The following is a 17,746-nucleotide window of genomic DNA, read 5'->3' as shown; positions in this document are numbered from 1 at the left end:
AATTTCTTACTGTCTTCAATTTGTGAAAAATAAAATTTGATTTTACCCATATTTATATCAAATTTAAATAGATATTTTGAACTAAAACTTCTCCTTTTTCATCAACTTTACCATTTATAAAAATATCATCATTATTAAAAGTATTCTTTATTGAAATTTTAATAATTTCATCTTTTTTATAGTTTCTTGTTTTAACTAAAATGGATACTTTGTCACCAATTTCAATTAATTTTTCATTTGAAGTATTTGGTATCCATTCAGCACTTAATATTTGTTTCATATTTGAGTCTTCCTCAATTTCTAAATCTTTACGATGAACACCCCCTTTTGCATTTAAAAAAACTTTATTTCCTGAAATTAGACTTATATTTTCATTTGAGTTGATATAATAATTTCCACCTATCATTTTAGTGTATTTTCCTCCAATAATTCTTGTTCTACTCATATTTAAAAAATGTTTGTGTTTTCAGAACTAGTTATGAATATTTTTTTATCAGAATTTTTAAAAATAGATTCGTTGCTTAATATAATTATTGGCTTTTCAGATGTTTCTTTACGTTCGTTTTTTGTTTCACTATGCACATCACCGTGAATTATTTCAACTAATTTTCCTGTCACATTTGTAAGCATATCCATTCCTATGCTCAAATTTTTAACTCCTCCTACGCTTTCAGTCGATGTGGCGCCTATAGCACTGTTTTCGTTCATAGCTACGAGCTTATATAAATTACCTCCTACATTGATAGTAAAGTCTTCGCCTACGAGTATATTAAAGTTTTTAGGGATATTAAGTGTAGCATTGCCTTGTCCATCAAATTGTAAGTAGTTACCATCTGGGGTGCTTTGTTTCCAGCTTCCTTCGGCATCGTTTGCAAGGGTTTCTATACCGCTACGGGTTTTTTATGGCTTTTACATCATTGCCGCTAGTATGGTACCCACTGGTTTCGCTTCCGTTATAATGAGTGCCTAGTACAAAAGGTTTTTCTGCATTGCCGCTTTCAAAACCTACAAGGACTTCTTCGCCTATTTCGGGGATAAAATGAAATCCTTTGCCTGCTCCTGAGTGGGGTTGTATTAGGCGAATCCATGGGGTTTTTTGGTTTTTTCTTTCTTGCCATGGAAATTGTACGCGTATACGCCCCATGCTCATAGGATCGTTGTTGTCTACTACCCGTGCGGTTTGTTCTTCGCAATTAGGATAGGTGTTGTCGTCAAAATAAGGAGGGGTCCATAAATCGGGAATGGCTACGAACTCGTTGTAATAGCTATTGCCATCATGAAAATGTTGAATTTCTATGATGCGATAGGTTTCCATAGGGCGGTCGTTTATATCAACTAGTTTGGTTAGATCGCCTTGTTTGAGTTGGGGGTCTTTGCTTTTGCCTTTTACGATCATCAGGTTTTCTCTGAGTTCTTTTTGTTTTCGTACGGCATCTTGTAACTCTCTATCGGTTCGGTTGTTGATACCCGTGGGGTTGTGGAGTTTGTTGGGTTTTTTATGGAATACGTTTTTTGAGGCTTTTAGGGCTACTTGTTGATAGGGGTTGACTTTATTTTGTAATTGAGCCGAGGCGCTATCTCGTTGTAGGCTGGTGCCTGATTCTACATCGTAGGTGGTGTAGGTAAATTGTTGTGGTTTTACTGATATTTCAAAGGATACATGTACTAGGTCTACACTTTCGTCTAGGTTTATGATTTTAGGGCCTACTTTGTTGCCTAACACTAGGCTCTGTCCGTTGTAATACAGGTATTCGCCATAGCGTATGGCAAGTTGTTGTAAAAATTGATAATCTGTTTGGTTGTATTGTACGGTGTAAGGCAACACATTTTGGGTGTTGTTGTTTCGGACAATGGTATGAAGGGTGTCTTTGGGGTATTGGGCGGTTATGTCTTGAAAGATTTCTTCTAGGGTTTTGTTTTCAAAACTTTGGGATTCAAGTCCTTGTTCTAACATAATGGTAGGAGCGTGTCCTGTAATATATAGCCTGCCGTAACCGTCTTTTTTTAAAAGGTTTAAATGGGTTATAATGCCTGTAAAGGTTTGTTTTATTTCTCCAAATCGGTGCAGGTGGATGTGTATGGTTTTTCCTAGATAATTTTTAGAATTTTCCATGATGTAGGCTTCTTCATTGTCTAGGGAATCGGCACGAGTATCTAGGGTAAAGGTGTCGTGTTCGTTGGTTTTTTGATGGAATTGTAGGTTAAAATGGGATTTTTCTAGGAAGGATTTGCCTTCTATGGTAAGGGTGCAGTAGACTAATGGACTGGATTTGTCGGCTAAAAAGTCTTTAAAGGAACGTAATGAGGCGTATTGTGCTATATCATCAGGATGATTGAGTCTTCCGTAGTCACTGTTATAAGTATCCATATAGTTTAGTTATTTGTTACAATTTATTTAATTTGTTTTTTTTGTAATATTTATGTTATTTTTTCATTATTCAAATATATAAAAAACATATAATATTTGATTTTTTTTATTTTTAATAGACGTAGATTCCTTTTTTTATAGCATTTTTTTACTTCGGGTTCTTGTCATCCCGATCTTAGGAAGGATCTCATAAAGTGTGTGACATTTGGAGGAATAATCAAGAGGCATTTTACTTCGGGTTCTTGTCATCCCGATCTTAGGAAGGATCTCATAAAGTGTGTGACATTCGGAGGAATAATCAAGAGGCATTTTACTTCGGGTTCTTGTCATCCCGATCTTAGGAAGGATCTCATAAAGTGTGTGACATTTGGAGGAATAATCAAGAGGCATTTTACTTCGGGTTCTTGTCATCCCGATCTTAGGAAGGATCTCATAAAGTGTGTGACATTCGGAGGAATAATCAAGAGGCATTTTACTTCGGGTTCTTGTCATCCCGATCTTAGGAAGGATCTCATAAAGTGTGTGACATTTGGAGGAATAATCAAGAGGCATTTTACTTCGGGTTCTTGTCATCCCGATCTTAGGAAGGATCTCATAAAATGTGTGACATTCGGAGGAATAATCAAGAGGCATTTTACTTCGGGTTCTTGTTATCCCGATCTTAGGAAGGATCTCATAAAATGCGTGACATTCGGAGGAATAATCAAGAGGCATTTTACTTCGGGTTCTAGTCATCCCGATCTTAGGAAGGATCTCATAAAGTGTGTGACATTCGGAGGAATAATCAAGAGGCATTTTACTTCGGGTTCTTGTCATCCCGACGTAAGGAGGGATCGCATAAAGAGCGTAACATAACGTTTTTTAATTCTGATGAGACTCCTTCTTACCAGAGAGACAAACTGCATGTTGATTTAGACACTATCCTACAAAATCAATAAAAATGGGTGTTGGTTCTCGATGCGCTCCACGCTCGAACTAACGATGATTTCAATTATATACTCAACCCTTTGTTCGAGTTGTTTTAAAATGAAAAAAACAGATCGAGAATTTTATTTTTTAATCCAGTATGTTTTAAGTTTAAATGGTATAATTTAGGATTTAAAGAGAATTGAATTTGAAAAAAACTACCCAAAAAAAGGAGGTAAACATTTTATTTGACTTCGTTGAACAGATTCAATTAAAAAAGTGATAGAACGCTGATAGCGTAATTTATCGTCTTATAGAAGTAAAACTGAATGTTAAAGTATTCCTTTTTTGGATAGTTTTTAAAATATTTAACTATTTGTAATGAAAAGTTTATAGTTTAATTAAGAGATAAAAACTATTTTATGCTAAATAATCCATCAGGTTTATTTTCTAAAGCATTAAAACGATCAATACATTCTTTTATAAGTTTTTGAGCATCATTGATATCACCCCATCCTTGCACATCTACTTCTTTGTTTTCTAGATCTTTGTAAACCTCAAAGAAATGTTCGATTTCTTTTAATAAATGTGGATTTATGTCAGACAAATCATTTAATTTGTTCCAAATAGGGTCAGAAATAGGTACACAAATAATTTTTTCGTCCGATCCTTTATCGTCCGCCATGTTGAAAACACCAATAGGCTTTACTTCTACGACACAACCTGGAAAAGTAGGTTTAGTAACTAAAACTAAAACATCTAGAGGATCACCATCTAAAGCTAGAGTTTCAGGAATAAAACCATAATCTGCTGGATACATCATAGAAGAGTACAGCATACGATCAAAACGCATTCTTTTTAAATCGAAATCATACTCATATTTATTACGGCTTCCTCTAGGAATTTCGACTAACACGTCAAATGTAGTGATTTTATCAGTAGTCATTATTTTATATATTTAATTTTGAGGGTGCAAAGGTACGTTAAAATTTGGAATATAGAAATTGGAAATACTAGTTTTTCAATAAATAGTATCTTGTTTGTCTTGAAAACGAGTTAATTAGTGTTGATATGTGGTTTTTATTTTACGTTTTTGAAGATAATAAGACCATATAAAAAAGAGATATAACTTTTATAAGGAAATCATTTTGAGTATATACGATTATTTTTTCTTTTGTTTCTAAGTTCAATACTTTAAGGGTTTTTAGAATGACGATGTTTTCCAAAGGTAAAAGATTTAGATTGTTGAGGTAAAATATCAGGTAAATACAATAGTCCAATAATTAAATTCCTTTAACTGAATCAGTTCTTTTCTAATATCTTTTGTTGATTTGGATGCTAATGTTGTTGTATTATTTTTTATTTATAAAGACTCCTGCTAAATGTTTGATGTATTTTGATTTTTGTTTGCTGATATGGCAATTTCTGAAATTTTTGATAAATTTTCTGGAGTAATACCAATTAAACTTTGAAATTTCCTCATAATACTATTTTTTTAACCTTGAGACTGTTCAAAAAGTTCGCAATCTTTTCATTTCGACTAAAAGGAAAAATTATATAATGTTGATTTAGACACGATCTTACAAAAGCAATAAAAATTGGTGTTGGTTCTCGATGCGCTTCGTGCTGGAACTAACGACGATTTCGATTATATACCAACCGTTTGTTCGAGTTGTTTTAAAAATGGAAAAAAACAGATCGAGAATTTTACTTTTTAATCCAGTATATTTTAAGTTTAAATGGTATGATTTTTCTGAAAGTTTTTTTAATCGCAAAAAAAGTGGCTTTTGCAGCATCAATAGATATTTGTTGTTCTAATACTAAGATAACAAATGTTTTAAATTGGGGAGGTCGGGAAGGCGTTAATTTAGGCAAACCATATTGGTTTGTGATTTGCCTAAAAATAACGTCTTTTTTTGTAAATATTTAAAAGCGAAAGCTATTAAAATTCAGGAAAGAATCCAAAACGTACCCCAAAAGTAGGAGGAGTGTTACCATTAATATCTGTAAATGCTGAACGCCAAATAAAATCAATTCGGATAGGTTTAAAATTTCCTAAGCCAATATTTTCAATTCCAAAACCATATTCTGAATACCCGTTAGTTGGAGCATTGTAGTTTATAGATGATTGATTGATCGATTTGTTGCTTTGTGAAATACTTCCCCAAATCGTTTTGTAAAATAAAACTTCTCTTAATTTTAGTTTTTTAAGCAATGGAATTCGATTGAATAGATAACCGTTAAAATGATGTTCAAAACGTAAAGAAAAATACTGGTCTGTAACTAAATCATAATAATCTAATAAAGAAAATGAGTTAGGAGAAATGGAATATGCTTGATTAACAACAATGGGCGTTAGTAGATTAAGAGGTAGTTTTTGAAAAACTTTAGCTCCTTCTAATGTGGTTCTCAGTACTCCAAAATTACTTAATTGTAAGGGTTTTTCGTATAATAACTGAATTTTGTCATAATTATATTGTCCGTTAAATACTCCTTTTAGACCATGAGTATATTTAAGAGCAAATGTGCTATATAGTTTTCCTGTATAAGTTTGGTCTACCCCAAAACCATAAACATCTCGTTTAGGTGTATAAAAAAGACCACAGGTGATAGCAAAATCAGTTAATGTGTTTTTGATTTCGCCATTGTAATCGTATGCTAATGAAAATCTATTAATATTGGCAGATTTCATGAAACGATGCACCAAACTTAAGTTGAATTTTAAGTTATTATGAGGTTGATAATCAGTACTTATTACGCTTTTTTCAATATTTGTTAGACTGTAATTTTCACCTCTTGCAATAATTACATTTGTGCTAGGACCTGTTGCAATAAGTTCGGACTCTTCTAAGCCAACACTGCTTAGTTGTAGGTTGTCTTTTAGGAAGCCTAATCCTAATGTAATACGAGGACTACTGTTAAGTAGATAACGTGTGCTAAGACCGAATTTTAAAGCGTGATCTAGTGTTCCGTACGCCATATAGCCGTTTACTCTAAAGAGATCATTAGGGCTTGTAAATGTTCTAAAGCCAGCTTTCAATCTAAAACCTTCTATGTTGTTGTTTGAAAAAGTTTGGTATAGAGAGCCGTATTGTATATTTCTGAAAACAGTAAAGTAACCGGAGGTAAGTATTGTAATTAGATTGGTAACTCTTCTTATTCTTTTGTTATTTCCTAAATCTGTAATGATTTTTCTTGTATTGTTTATTCCAGCTTCACGAGTAGTAAGTTTTTTCCAATAGTCATCTTCTTTTTCAAATTGATTGGCTACTGTTTGAACTTCAACTTGATCGTAGAAACTAGTTGTTAATTCTTGATTAAATATATAGTCAGAGTAGAGTATATTTTTTTTCAAATACATACCTTTTTCTCCATCTTCTTTAGAGAAAAAAGTAAAATCACCTTCATAAGTTTCGCGTTCAGGAAGGTACACGTCATTATCTTGTATGGAATAAATTTTTTCGATAGAAAGGTTTCTCACGAAATTTAAATTTACTTTAGGATTATTACGTAGGTAGATTTCTGTGATTGCAAAATTCTTATCGCTTACTTTAAAAGATCCTTGAAAAAGCAAATCTTGATTGTTTTTAGGGAAATAAAAAATTTCATATATTTTTTTGTTTCCATCTTGGATGCTATCTTTTAAAACATATTCATATTGGCTGTATCCGCGTACTGATAAAGGACTCATGAATACCTTGTTTAGTATTACTACATCATCATCATATACGTCAAAGGGTTTTATAAAATTGCCTATTTTTTCCATCATAAAACCTTTGTCTGCTAATCCAGTAGTTCGTTCTCCTTCGATAACTTCTTTATACCTACTGTTAATATTGTCGCCATAAACCTTCTCATTTGTTTCCTTTAAATAAGTGGGGATTATGTAGTTTGTTTGATTTCTTTTTTGTTCAGCAATTTTTATGACACTGTCATAATGATTTCCCAAGACTCTTTTTAAAAAGACACTGTCTAAATTGCTTAAACCATTTGCTATTGAAGTATATTTAGTGTATTGATAAGATTTAGAAGATACTAAACCGTTTTTCTTTTTGTTTTTCCAGATTTGTTGTAAGATTTTATAGGCAGGATTTTCTTCTTTTTTTAAATGTTTTTTAGGTTTAGCAACTACAACAACTTCCTTTAATTGTTTAGTTGTAGACATGACCACCTTTAAGTTGGTTATAATGGCTGTGTTTAATTCTACCTCTTTATCTTCAAAGCCTGCATATTTAATAATAATTGTTTTATAATCGTTTGGGGATTCAATATTGAAACTCCCATTTACGTCAGAAGAAATACCCGTTTTATTGCCTTTAAAATAAATGTTGGCAAACGGTAATGGTAAGTTTTGGTCATCATATACTATGCCGCTAACTTTGGTTTGAGCGTTTGTAAATAATGTAAAAAACAATATTATAAAAAAACTAACTTTTTTTTGCATATTTTTTAAAATTAATATATATGTAAAAATAAAGCTCCATCATTTTTTCAAAGATGGAGCTTTATAATGTGTAACATGTATATATAGTTATTATTTATATAATACTTTCTTAACTGCTTTGATCACGTCCTGAGCGTTTGGTAACCATTCTTTTAACAAAGTTGGTGAGTAAGGAGCAGGTGTGTCTGCTGTAGTAATTCTTTGAATAGGCGCGTCTAGATAATCAAAAGCTCTTTCTTGAACTATATAAGTAATTTCAGAAGCTACTGATGCAAAAGGCCAAGCTTCTTCTAGTACCACTAATCTGTTTGTTTTTTTGATAGAGCTTAAAATTGTATCATAATCCATAGGGCGAACTGTGCGTAAATCAATAATTTCAACAGAAATACCTTCTTTTGCTAGTTCGTCAGCAGCTGTATAAGCTTCTTTGATGATTTTTCCGAATGATACTATCGTAACATCCGTGCCCTCGCGTTTGATGTCAGCTACTCCAATAGGAATTGTATATTCTCCTTCGGGTACTTCGCCTTTATCTCCGTACATTTGTTCTGATTCCATGAAAATAACAGGATCATTATCACGAATAGCCGATTTTAAAAGACCTTTAGCGTCATAAGGGGTAGAGGGAACAATAACCTTTAAACCTGGGCAGTTGGCAAACCAGTTTTCAAAAGCTTGTGAGTGTGTGGCAGCTAACTGACCTGCCGAAGCAGATGGTCCTCTAAAAACCATTGGCATAGGAAATTGCCCTGCACTCATTTGTCTCATTTTTGCGGCATTGTTAATAACCTGATCTATACCTCCAACAAGACAAAAGTTAAATGTCATATATTCTACAATTGGTCGGCAACCGTTCATAGCACTACCAACCGCTATGCCTGAAAATCCCATTTCAGCAATTGGTGTGTCTATAACGCGTCTAGAACCAAACTCGTCTAACATTCCTTTTGATGCCTTATATGCACCATTATATTCAGCCACTTCTTCACCCATTAAATATACCGACTCATCACGACGCATTTCCTCGCTCATAGCTTCACAAATGGCTTCTCTAAACTGTATCGTTCTCATAAAATTTTATTAGATTCTACAAAATGAATCGCAAAAGTATGAAATTTTAGACCATCATCAATGAAATTAAAAGAGAAACTATCGAAAAAATCATAAAAAAATATTATGCACGCATAATATTTGTATCTATATTTTAGTTATATTTGTAATTCTATAAATTTTAAACCAATTTGATTAACAATGAAAATATTAGTTTGCATCAGTCACGTACCTGATACTACTTCAAAAATTAATTTTACCAATGGTGATTCAGAATTTGATACTAATGGGGTACAATATGTAATTAATCCAAATGATGAATTTGGATTAACTAGAGCGGTAATGTTTCAAGAACAACAAGGTGCTACAGTTACGGTGGTAAATGTAGGTGAAGCTGATACAGAGCCAACTTTAAGAAAAGCATTAGCCATTGGAGCAAATGATGCAATTCGTGTGAACGCAAATCCTACAGATGGTTTGTTTGTTGCAAAACAATTGGCAGAAGTAATTAAAAATGGTGGTTTTGACTTAATAATTGCAGGGAAAGAATCATTAGACTACAACGGAGGAATGGTTCCTGGTATGACAGCTGGCCTATTAGGATATAATTTTATTAATTCATGTATTGACCTAAAAATTGAAGGTAATGCAGTAACAGCCGCTCGCGAAATTGATGGAGGAAAAGAAGTAGTTACTACATCATTACCCCTTATTGTGGGAGGACAAAAAGGATTAGTAGAAGAAAAAGATTTACGTATTCCTAATATGCGTGGAATTATGACTGCCAGAACAAAACCTCTTAGCGTTGTAGAACCTGTAGGAGCAGATGTTGCAACAAAAGCAGTGAAGTTTGAAAAACCAGCACCAAAACAAGAAGTAAAACTAGTAAGTCCAGATAATTTAGATGAACTTATTAATCTATTACACAACGAAGCTAAAGTTATCTAATTTTAAATTTTGAATTTTAAATAGTACTTTATAATGGTGTATTTAAAATTTATAATTCAACGTTCAAATAAAATAGTAAAATATTATGTCAATTTTAATATATGCAGAATCAGCTGAAGGGAAATTCAAAAAAGTAGCATTTGAATTAGCTTCATACGCAAAGAAAATAGCAGAATCTACTGGGACAACAGTGACGGCCTTAACAATTAACGCAGGAGATGTTTCAGAATTAGGTAAATATGGTGTAGATAAAGTATTGAAAGTATCTAATGATAAATTAAATAATTTTAATGCTAAAGTTTATGCAGATGTAATTAAACAAGCAGCGGTAAAAGAGACTTCTAGTGTAGTAGTATTGTCTTCTACTACAGATTCTTTGTATTTAGCACCTCTTGTGGCAGTAAACCTAAGTGCTGGTTACGCTTCTAATGTAGTGGCTCTACCTGTAAACACATCTCCATTTCAGGTAAAAAGAAATGCTTTTTCTAACAAAGCCTTTAATGTAACACAAATTGATACCGATGTAAAAGTATTAGCTATTGCAAAAAATAGCTTTGGATTAGTAGAGTTAGCGGGTTCTGCTACAGATGAAGATTTTGCTCCAGTTATTTCTGATGCAGATTTTGGAGTACAAACTCAATCAGTAGAAAAAGGATCGGGAAAAGTTACTATTGCAGATGCGGACGTAGTAGTTTCAGGAGGTCGTGGATTAAAAGGACCAGAAAATTGGGGAATGATTGAAGAATTAGCAACCATTTTAGGAGCTGCAACTGCATGTTCTAAACCTGTTTCTGATTTGGGTTGGAGACCTCATAGTGAACACGTTGGACAAACAGGTAAACCTGTAGCTACTAACCTATATATTGCCGTTGGTATTTCAGGAGCAATTCAACACATTGCAGGAGTTAACTCTTCTAAAGTAAAAGTAGCAATTAACTCAGATCCAGAAGCTCCTTTCTTTAAAGTTGCAGATTATGGAGTTGTTGGAGATGCTTTTCAAGTAGTTCCCGCTTTAATTGAAAAATTAAAAGCATTTAAAGCTCAAAATTCATAGTTAGGTCATTTAAAATAATCTTTAAAAGAGCCATATTATGGCTCTTTTTTTATTAACAGTACAAAGTTTTTTGTTACTTTGCAAGATATATTCACAGCCAAAAAAATGAGTTTAGTTAGACTATCTATTAAAGGAATTTCATATAGCCAAACACAAAATGGAGCTTATGCCTTGATTTTAAATGAAGTAGAAGGAGATCGAAAATTGCCTATCGTTATAGGAGCTTTTGAAGCACAGTCAATTGCTATAGCTTTAGAAAAAGAGATTCGGCCTCCAAGACCTCTTACCCATGATTTGTTTAAAAATTTCGCAGATCGGTTTGATATAATCGTCAAACAAGTAATTATACATAAATTAGTAGATGGGGTTTTTTACTCAAGTATGATTTGTGAACGTGATAAAATTGAAGAAATTATAGATGCCAGAACTTCTGATGCTATAGCATTAGCATTGCGATTTGATGCCCCAATTTTTACTTATAAAAATATTTTAGACAAAGCAGGGATTTATTTGAGTACTTCTTCGGAGGAAAATATGGCAACAGATGAAGATGTGCTTTCAACACCTGAAACTTTTGGAGCTTCACAAGAAGAGGATAGAACATCTGCTTATTCAAAGTTGAGTTTAGCGGAGCTAAATGATCTGATGGAAGAAGCTGTTCAAGATGAAGATTATGAAAAAGCAGCTAAAATTCGTGATGAAATAAATAAAAGAGAATCTTAAATAAAAAGAGATTCATTTATGTGAATTAGACTAATAAAAGTATAAATAAATCAAAAATGAAACAATATTTAGATTTAGTTAAACATGTTTTAGAAAACGGGAATCAAAAAGGAGATAGAACAGGAACAGGTACAAAAAGTGTTTTTGGTTATCAGATGCGTTTCGATTTAAATGAAGGATTTCCTATGGTAACAACAAAAAAACTACATCTAAAATCTATAATTTATGAACTCCTTTGGTTTTTAAAAGGGGATACAAATATTCAATACCTAAAAGAAAATGGGGTGCGTATTTGGGATGAATGGGCAGATGAAAAAGGTAATTTGGGTCCCATATACGGTCATCAATGGCGCAATTGGAATAATGAAGAAATAGATCAGATAACAGAGTTGATAGAAACTTTAAAGAAAAATCCTAATAGTAGGAGAATGTTAGTATCAGCTTGGAATCCTTCAGTTTTGCCTGATGATAAAAAAAACTTTGCTGAAAATGTTTCATGCGGAAAAGCGGCCTTGCCTCCTTGTCATGCTTTTTTTCAGTTTTATGTAGCTGATGGTAAGTTGTCTTGCCAGTTATATCAAAGAAGTGCAGATATCTTTTTAGGAGTACCTTTTAATATTGCATCCTATGCTTTGCTAACTATGATGATTGCGCAAGTATGTAACTTACAGGTTGGTGATTTTATTCATACCTTTGGAGATGCTCATATATATAATAATCATTTAGAACAGTTAGAGCTACAACTTTCCAGAGAACCACGTTCATTGCCTAAAATGATTTTGAATCCAGAAATTAATAGCATTTTTGATTTTAAATTAGAAGATTTTACTTTGGTAGATTATAATCCACACCCACATATTAAAGGACAGGTAGCAATTTAAGATAATAACAGATGGATGTTAATCAGTATGAACTATATGAATATGCTCGTTTGAGAATCAAACAAAAAAAACGCTTATATATTCATTTTGTAATATGGTTCACGGTTAGTTTGTTTTTATTGTTTATTAGTTACATATTAAATACATTTTCCAATCCTAATAAAGTCTTTTGGATTATAGTTATTTGGACTTTTTTCTTAGTCTTACATTTTATTCGTGTCTTTATAACAGAGCGTTTTATGAATAAAAAATAGGAACGAGAGCAAATTGAAAAATTAGTTTTTAAACAACAGCGAAAGTTAGAACAACTTCAAAAAGAGATTCAAAAGAATGCCTAAAAAAATTATATTAATTGCAGCAGCAGGAGAAAAAAACGAATTAGGAAAAAATAATAGTTTACTTTGGCATTTGCCAGATGATTTTAAGCATTTTAAAGGGTTAACAAGTGGTCATTATATTATTATGGGACGTAAAACTTTTGAAAGTTTTCCTAAGCCACTTCCTAATAGAACCCATATTATTATCACTCGAAATAAAGAATATATTGTTTCAGAAGAATGTATTGTTGTAAATCATGTTGAAGAAGCATTAAAAACTTGTTCTATAGATCAAGACGTATATGTAATAGGAGGAGGTGAGATTTATAAACAATTTATAGAATTGGCAGATGAAATAGAGTTAACAAGGGTGCATAGTCATTTTTTAGAGGCAGATACGTTTTTTCCAGAAATAGATCAAGATAAATGGGAACTTAAAGAGTCTGTTCTTCATCCTAAAGATGAAAAGCATTTGTATTCTTTTTCTTTTGAAAAGTATATTAGGATTTGAATTTACTTTGATTCTTTTTTTGAAAACGTTTTATATTTTGTTGTTGTGCAATTATCTATAAAAGGGTTGAATTAAACCGTTTTTATAAAAGGTAATGTGGTCAAAAATGGTTGGTAATTTTTGATTTTAAATTGCTTATATTACAACATCAAATTGAAGAGGAAGTTGGCTCTGCTGAGGAGCAACCAACCAGCAATAAGTTTGATGATTATACGATAATTAAAGGATAGGTTTTAATCTATCCTTTTTTAATTATCGGTAATCAAATATGGCTGAAAAAACCTATTTTTCAATTTGATTTTTATAGTATAAATACCATCTTAAAAAGTTCTTCCTGTTTTTTATACTTAATCCTCTATGAATATTTAGATTGTCTTTCAAATGTCCAAAAAATGATTCAAGAGCATTAGTTGAATTTGGTATTTTATCATCTTTAAGATAGGTAAACATATGTGGTAATGCTTTTTTAATTACAGTAAATGATCTTCTAACCATTTTATGAGTATACCAATATTTTTTACTTTCGATTTTATATGATCTTTCATTAAGATAGTCTCTATATTTTTCTTCCCAATGTATAAGCTCTATTAACCATAATTGTCTTTTGTATTCAGAATTAATCTGATGGATTTTAATTATAATTTGCTTTAATTCAAAGCCTGATTTGTGTTTTGGATTGGCCGTGAGCCATATTTTACACATTCTTGAAATATGTACTAAACACCTTTGAAAAGCTATGTCAGGGCAAATATTTTGTATCGCTTTTAATACAGATTTATCACCATCAGAAGTAATACATTTTATAGTAATCCCAAGATTTAATAAATTTTGTAAATCTTCTGCAACTTCTTCATAATTTTCGTTATCAGTTATTCTATAAAGTTGAGTAGATTTTAAATGAAAATTTCTATAAACTACTAGACAAATATCATTAGGAAAATAAGTTCCATCAATCATAAGATAAACATCATCAGTGGAGCTAAACTCTAAAACAGGAGCTTTAGATAACATTTTAGAAAAATAACGTTGTAAAGTACTTTTACTGTAACCAGATTCAAGTGAAATTTTATCAAAAATATCTTTACCGATTATCCAGTTTTTAAACCAAATCTCTTTATTAGAATCTGAAACTGATTTATTATTTGAAGTAAATAATTGACCACAATCATTACACTTAAATCGTTGCTTATTTTCTCTTATTCCCCACTTTATCGTATTGAGGCTTTTACAGGTTGGACAACGCTTTTTTTTGAAGTTTTCATGAAATAAAAAAAGTTTATTGAAACTAATTTCAATAAACTTTCGTCAATATCATATTTTATAATGCTTTACAGCATTTTTACCAACCATTTTTGACTATTAAACCTTATAAAAAATCAGAATAAAAAACATAATTCTATTCTGATTTTTAATTGCTTGTAAAAGATGTTAGTTTTTGATATGATGCGTTTTAGAACTAAAATAAGCCGTTAATTTTAGCATCAATTTTATTGATAATCATTCCTAAGTCTTCAGGATTATCAACGAAATTAATATTGTCAACGTCAATGATTAATAAATTTCCTTTATTGTAAGTTTGAATCCAAGCTTCATAACGTTCATTCAATCTACTTAAATAATCAATAGAAATTGAATTTTCGTAATCACGTCCGCGCTTGTGAATTTGTCCAACTAAATTAGGAATAGAGCTTCTTAAATAGATTAACAAATCTGGAGGACCTACTAAATTTTCCATTAATTCAAACAAAGAAGTGTAATTTTCGAAATCACGATTACTCATGAGTCCCATGGCATGTAAATTGGGAGCAAATATATGGGCATCCTCATAAATGGTTCTATCTTGAATGATTTTTTTACCACTTTCCCTGATCTTTAAAATTTGTCGAAAACGGCTATTTAAAAAATAAATTTGAAGATTAAAACTCCATCTGTCCATAGAGTGATAAAAGTCGTCTAGGTAAGGGTTTTCATCTACATCTTCAAAATGGGGTTCCCACTTAAAATGTTTAGATAGAAGTCTGGTTAATGTGGTTTTTCCAGCTCCTATATTTCCAGCAACTGCTATATGCATTAGGGTAAAATGATTTTATAATTGGTAATTCCTTGAGCTGTAAAAATAGCTAATTTTTGGTTTTTGTAATAAAAACTTATGAATGAATTTTGGATATTTTCAATCGGAATTGTTTTTTGTTGTTTAATGTCAAAAAGAAAAAGTTTTTTATTTATTTGATATAGAATTATTTTTTCATCACTGATTGAAATTTTATCATATTCAGGTAATTTGCTTAAAAATGTTTTCTTTCCAAAAATGTTGCATTGATAAAAATTATTTTCTGTGTCTATCCAGAAAAAGAGATTATAAGTAGAAAAATAATTTTTGATTGGTTTTTCAAAAATTACACCAATTGTTTGCGTTGTGTTTGTAGTATAGTTGTAGCGTAATAACTGTTGATTGTTTTGGTTAAAAAGCCAATAATTATTTAGACTGGAGATACCAATGGCTTGTAAGGTAATTGTGTTATTAATATTGTTAAAGTCTGATTTTAGTACTTCATTAAATTGATTGTCTAAAGCAATAATGGTATTAAAGTTTTCAAAAAAAATAAGAATTTTTAAAGGATTTTGTAAGTCAACTTTAGATATTTTTCCTAATGTTATGTTTTTGTATTGGTATTTTTCTGAATCTTTTATCTTAAATAAGGTGTTGTCTTTAATAAAGTATAAAAAGCCTGTATTGTCTTCGCCGATATATTCTTCTGCTTCAATTAATTTAGAATTTATTAATGATACAGTGATTTTTGAAGATTGTGTAAAAGTGAAAATATTTGATAATAATAGTGTTATACATAGCAGTTTTTTCATACTAGAAAGATATATAAAAATAAACAGCCTTACAACTGTAATTTGCAAGGCTGTCTAATTTTGTATTTAGGTTATTATAAATTAAAAGCAGTTTTAATTTTATCAACGAAATCTAATTTTTCCCAAGTAAATAACTCAACTTCTACTTCTTTAATTTCGCCAGTTGGCGATGTGAAACGTTTAGTAATTATTTCGTTTTTACGTCCCATGTGTCCGTAAGCAGCTGTTTCGCTATAAATAGGAGTTCTTAATTTTAAACGTTGCTCAATCGCATACGGTCTTAAATCAAACAACTCATTAACTTTTTCAGAAATCTGAACATCAGTTAAACCATTTTTAGCTGTTCCGTAAGTATTAATGTACACATTGCATGGTTTAGCTACTCCAATAGCGTAAGAAACTTGCACTAAAACTTCGTCAGCTACACCAGCAGCTACTAAGTTTTTAGCAATATGACGAGTGGCATAAGCAGCAGAACGGTCAACCTTTGAAGGGTCTTTGCCAGAAAAAGCACCACCACCATGAGCACCTTTACCACCATAAGTATCTACGATGATTTTTCTTCCAGTTAAACCAGTATCTCCGTGAGGACCTCCAATCACGAATTTTCCAGTAGGATTAATATGATACTCAATTTTATCATTGAATAAATGAGCATATTGCGGATATTTAGTAATAATTCTAGGAATTAAAATCTCAATAATATCTTTCTTGATTTTAGCTAACATTTCTGTTTCTTCAGCAAAATCATCATGTTGTGTAGAAATTACGATAGCATCAATTCGAACCGGTTTGTTGTTGTCGTCATATTCTAAAGTTACTTGCGACTTAGCGTCTGGACGTAAGTAAGTAATCGCTGAATTTTCTCTACGTAATTCGGCTAATTCTTGTAATAATTTGTGTGATAAGTCAAGTGCTAATGGCATGAAATCTTCTGTTTCATTCGTGGCATAACCAAACATGATACCTTGGTCGCCAGCCCCTTGTGCGTTCGCTTTAGTTTCAAAATCAGCTTCAGCAGTAATTCTATCTACCCCACGATTGATGTCGTCAGATTGTTCATGAATGGCTGATAAAACACCACAAGAATTAGCCTCAAACATATACTCGCTCTTCGTGTAACCAATTTTTTTAATTACTTCTCGAGCAATATTTTGAACATCTAAATATGTTTTTGATTTTACTTCTCCTGCTAAAATTACTTGACCAGTAGTTACTAAGGTTTCACAAGCTACTTTAGAGGTAGGGTCAAATGCTAAAAAGTTATCAATTAATGCGTCACTGATTTGATCAGCTACCTTATCAGGGTGTCCTTCACTCACTGATTCTGAGGTAAATAAATAGGCCATATACTAGTTTTTTTTTGTAATAATTCGTGAGGAAAATTTTGTAGCGATTGCCTAAAGAGTAGTAGTTACTGCTTTAGCATTTTTTTATGAGGTTGCAATCAGTTCAAATTTTTCCTCTTGTAAACTTGGTACAAATGTATAAAAGGAAATTGAATTCTAAATGATTATTAACTTTTTTTTGGATAAACTATGGTTTTGAGATTTTGTTGTTTTTCAGATTTTTAATTGGCTTATTTAATTTTAATTAGATTTTGTTTTTATATAAATATGTTTTATTAATAAAAAACAGAAAAATAAATTATTTATTTTAATTTTATAGAATATTAATCTAAT

At 31.5% G+C, this 17,746-nt stretch carries 16 protein-coding genes; 6 read left to right on the top strand and 10 right to left on the bottom strand.

All coding sequences use genetic code 11. From position 1 onward, the window contains the following. Positions 1-52: 52 nt before the first annotated feature. The 6 genes from AWN65_RS11735 to AWN65_RS11705 form a co-directional block, all read right to left on the bottom strand. Entirely contained in the window at positions 53-445 is a 393-nt protein-coding gene (locus AWN65_RS11735; protein WP_060383334.1) for a hypothetical protein, read from the bottom strand. Between the two features lie 2 nt (positions 446-447). Continuing rightward, positions 448-708, bottom strand: a complete 261-nt coding sequence (locus tag AWN65_RS15275; RefSeq protein WP_060383333.1) for a hypothetical protein — start codon at positions 706-708, stop codon at positions 448-450. Between the two features lie 181 nt (positions 709-889). Beyond that, complete coding sequence (locus tag AWN65_RS11725) at positions 890-2,368, bottom strand: type VI secretion system Vgr family protein (protein WP_060383332.1); 1,479 nt, start codon at positions 2,366-2,368, stop codon at positions 890-892. A 1,321-nt stretch (positions 2,369-3,689) separates the two neighbouring features. Continuing rightward, complete coding sequence (locus AWN65_RS11720) at positions 3,690-4,220, bottom strand: inorganic diphosphatase (protein ID WP_060383331.1); 531 nt, start codon at positions 4,218-4,220, stop codon at positions 3,690-3,692. Positions 4,221-5,216: 996 nt separating this feature from the next. Then, positions 5,217-7,718 carry a DUF5686 family protein gene (locus AWN65_RS11710; protein WP_060383329.1) on the bottom strand — a complete coding sequence of 834 codons (2,502 nt, stop codon included), beginning with the start codon at positions 7,716-7,718 and terminating at the stop codon, positions 5,217-5,219. Between the two features lie 90 nt (positions 7,719-7,808). Continuing rightward, positions 7,809-8,789: a pyruvate dehydrogenase complex E1 component subunit beta gene (locus tag AWN65_RS11705; protein ID WP_060383328.1), complete on the bottom strand. Its 981-nt coding sequence runs from the start codon at positions 8,787-8,789 to the stop codon at positions 7,809-7,811. A 180-nt stretch (positions 8,790-8,969) separates the two neighbouring features. Between AWN65_RS11705 and AWN65_RS11700 the strand changes: the two genes are divergently transcribed. From AWN65_RS11700 to AWN65_RS11680, 6 genes are all read left to right on the top strand, one after another. After that, a complete protein-coding gene (locus AWN65_RS11700; protein ID WP_060383327.1) occupies positions 8,970-9,716 on the top strand; it encodes an electron transfer flavoprotein subunit beta/FixA family protein in 747 nt (248 codons plus the stop codon). An 85-nt stretch (positions 9,717-9,801) separates the two neighbouring features. Further along, on the top strand, positions 9,802-10,770 hold the full coding sequence (locus tag AWN65_RS11695; RefSeq protein ID WP_060383326.1) for an electron transfer flavoprotein subunit alpha/FixB family protein: 969 nt from the start codon (positions 9,802-9,804) through the stop codon (positions 10,768-10,770). A gap of 105 nt (positions 10,771-10,875) precedes the next feature. Continuing rightward, positions 10,876-11,493, top strand: a complete 618-nt coding sequence (locus AWN65_RS11690) for a bifunctional nuclease family protein (RefSeq protein ID WP_060383325.1) — start codon at positions 10,876-10,878, stop codon at positions 11,491-11,493. A 56-nt stretch (positions 11,494-11,549) separates the two neighbouring features. Continuing rightward, a complete protein-coding gene (locus AWN65_RS11685) occupies positions 11,550-12,374 on the top strand; it encodes a thymidylate synthase (RefSeq protein WP_060383324.1) in 825 nt (274 codons plus the stop codon). 11 nt (positions 12,375-12,385) lie between these two features. Beyond that, the gene (locus AWN65_RS14645; protein WP_235588317.1) at positions 12,386-12,628 is read left to right on the top strand and encodes a 2TM domain-containing protein; all 243 of its coding nucleotides are present in this window, start codon (positions 12,386-12,388) and stop codon (positions 12,626-12,628) included. Between the two features lie 76 nt (positions 12,629-12,704). Beyond that, complete coding sequence (locus AWN65_RS11680) at positions 12,705-13,202, top strand: dihydrofolate reductase (protein ID WP_060383323.1); 498 nt, start codon at positions 12,705-12,707, stop codon at positions 13,200-13,202. 282 nt (positions 13,203-13,484) lie between these two features. Here AWN65_RS11680 and AWN65_RS11675 read toward each other — a convergent pair whose 3' ends face one another. From AWN65_RS11675 to metK, 4 genes are all read right to left on the bottom strand, one after another. Next, positions 13,485-14,492 (bottom strand): IS256 family transposase, variant Zn-binding type, encoded by a 1,008-nt coding sequence (locus tag AWN65_RS11675; protein WP_424959246.1) that lies wholly within the window; start codon positions 14,490-14,492, stop codon positions 13,485-13,487. Positions 14,493-14,658: 166 nt separating this feature from the next. Beyond that, entirely contained in the window at positions 14,659-15,273 is a 615-nt protein-coding gene (locus AWN65_RS11670) for a deoxynucleoside kinase (protein ID WP_060383322.1), read from the bottom strand. Next, positions 15,273-16,064 carry a hypothetical protein gene (locus tag AWN65_RS11665; protein ID WP_060383321.1) on the bottom strand — a complete coding sequence of 264 codons (792 nt, stop codon included), beginning with the start codon at positions 16,062-16,064 and terminating at the stop codon, positions 15,273-15,275. Before AWN65_RS11665 ends, AWN65_RS11670 begins: the two co-directional genes overlap by 1 nt. Positions 16,065-16,138: 74 nt before the next feature. Further along, positions 16,139-17,413 (bottom strand): methionine adenosyltransferase, encoded by a 1,275-nt coding sequence (metK, locus tag AWN65_RS11660; protein ID WP_060383320.1) that lies wholly within the window; start codon positions 17,411-17,413, stop codon positions 16,139-16,141. Between the last annotated feature and the right edge of the window lie 333 nt (positions 17,414-17,746).

Source organism: Flavobacterium covae, assembly GCF_001534645.1.
In the GTDB taxonomy this organism is placed as follows: domain Bacteria; phylum Bacteroidota; class Bacteroidia; order Flavobacteriales; family Flavobacteriaceae; genus Flavobacterium; species Flavobacterium covae.
Note: the sequence above shows the minus strand (reverse complement) of the source record. Positions and strands in the feature narration are given on the sequence as shown.

Excerpts from the sequence above, each read along its gene's own strand:
- AWN65_RS11725 (WP_060383332.1), bottom strand. The coding sequence starts at position 2,368 with ATGGATACTTATAACAGTGACTACGGAAGACTCAATCATCCTGATGAT.
- AWN65_RS15275 (WP_060383333.1), bottom strand. The coding sequence starts at position 708 with ATGAACGAAAACAGTGCTATAGGCGCCACATCGACTGAAAGCGTAGGA.
- AWN65_RS11685 (WP_060383324.1), top strand. The coding sequence starts at position 11,550 with ATGAAACAATATTTAGATTTAGTTAAACATGTTTTAGAAAACGGGAAT.
- AWN65_RS11700 (WP_060383327.1), top strand. The coding sequence starts at position 8,970 with ATGAAAATATTAGTTTGCATCAGTCACGTACCTGATACTACTTCAAAA.
- AWN65_RS11695 (WP_060383326.1), top strand. The coding sequence starts at position 9,802 with ATGTCAATTTTAATATATGCAGAATCAGCTGAAGGGAAATTCAAAAAA.
- AWN65_RS11670 (WP_060383322.1), bottom strand. The coding sequence starts at position 15,273 with ATGCATATAGCAGTTGCTGGAAATATAGGAGCTGGAAAAACCACATTA.
- AWN65_RS14645 (WP_235588317.1), top strand. The coding sequence starts at position 12,386 with ATGGATGTTAATCAGTATGAACTATATGAATATGCTCGTTTGAGAATC.
- AWN65_RS11705 (WP_060383328.1), bottom strand. The coding sequence starts at position 8,789 with ATGAGAACGATACAGTTTAGAGAAGCCATTTGTGAAGCTATGAGCGAG.
- AWN65_RS11720 (WP_060383331.1), bottom strand. The coding sequence starts at position 4,220 with ATGACTACTGATAAAATCACTACATTTGACGTGTTAGTCGAAATTCCT.
- AWN65_RS11680 (WP_060383323.1), top strand. The coding sequence starts at position 12,705 with ATGCCTAAAAAAATTATATTAATTGCAGCAGCAGGAGAAAAAAACGAA.
- metK (WP_060383320.1), bottom strand. The coding sequence starts at position 17,413 with ATGGCCTATTTATTTACCTCAGAATCAGTGAGTGAAGGACACCCTGAT.
- AWN65_RS11710 (WP_060383329.1), bottom strand. The coding sequence starts at position 7,718 with ATGCAAAAAAAAGTTAGTTTTTTTATAATATTGTTTTTTACATTATTT.
- AWN65_RS11690 (WP_060383325.1), top strand. The coding sequence starts at position 10,876 with ATGAGTTTAGTTAGACTATCTATTAAAGGAATTTCATATAGCCAAACA.
- AWN65_RS11665 (WP_060383321.1), bottom strand. The coding sequence starts at position 16,064 with ATGAAAAAACTGCTATGTATAACACTATTATTATCAAATATTTTCACT.
- AWN65_RS11735 (WP_060383334.1), bottom strand. The coding sequence starts at position 445 with ATGAGTAGAACAAGAATTATTGGAGGAAAATACACTAAAATGATAGGT.